This window comes from Gemmiger formicilis (assembly GCF_018784445.1).
In the GTDB taxonomy this organism is placed as follows: domain Bacteria; phylum Bacillota; class Clostridia; order Oscillospirales; family Ruminococcaceae; genus Gemmiger.
This window is the reverse complement of the sequence record NZ_WQOH01000086.1, coordinates 1-647: the sequence shown is the minus strand read 5'-3', so window position 1 is coordinate 647 and position 647 is coordinate 1. Positions and strand designations below refer to the sequence as shown.

Below are 647 nucleotides of genomic sequence, written 5' to 3'. Positions count from 1 at the left end.
CAGAAACTCTCAAACTTCATTTGAAGCGCCGCGAGGGAGTAGACTTCCTCGGTAAAATCCATCTGGATGCGGCGCAGCACCTCGTCAAGCGAGTCATCCCCAACCGTCCGCGCGATGGTATGCCGGACACGGCGCAGCGCAGACCGCTTTTCGCGGTAGAGGATGTACGCCTTGGCCACCTCATAGTGTCCGCGCTCCATGAGCGTTCGCTCCACCTCGTCCTGCACACGTTCCACGGTGAGCGGCACTGTGACGGAGAGATTGTCGAGAACGGTGGCGAGGATCTCATCCAACTCTCTGCTCCCGATCTCCCTGCCCTGTCCGTCAAACGCCTTTTTCATGGCGTTGAAAATTTTCTCCTGTTGAAAGGGAACAGACTCCCCGTTTCGTTTTCTGATCTCCATTTCGATTCTCTCCTCTTCTCCGGTCACTTCTCTGATGGTGCTGACAATCTCCTAATCGGGATTGAGCTTGATTTTCATGTTCGCCACATCTTTCTTGTTTATTGATTGTGGCTTTATCATACCGCAGGACAAAGCATTTTTCTGTGACGAGGTCACGTTGATAAAAAAAATCCGGTGCTCAAAAAAGCACCGGATTTTTGAAAGATGAATTACGCTTTCCACAGACTGTGGAGGTTGCAGTAG

2 protein-coding genes are annotated in these 647 nt (G+C 51.3%); both read right to left on the bottom strand.

The window, feature by feature from the left end:
* The coding region (locus GPK89_RS14890; protein WP_252261706.1) for an ATP cone domain-containing protein at nt 1-404 on the bottom strand (404 nt) is incomplete at its 3' end.
* 51 nt (nt 405-455) lie between these two features.
* On the bottom strand, nt 456-647 hold a 192-nt coding region (locus tag GPK89_RS14885), incomplete at its 5' end, for a hypothetical protein (protein ID WP_215694337.1).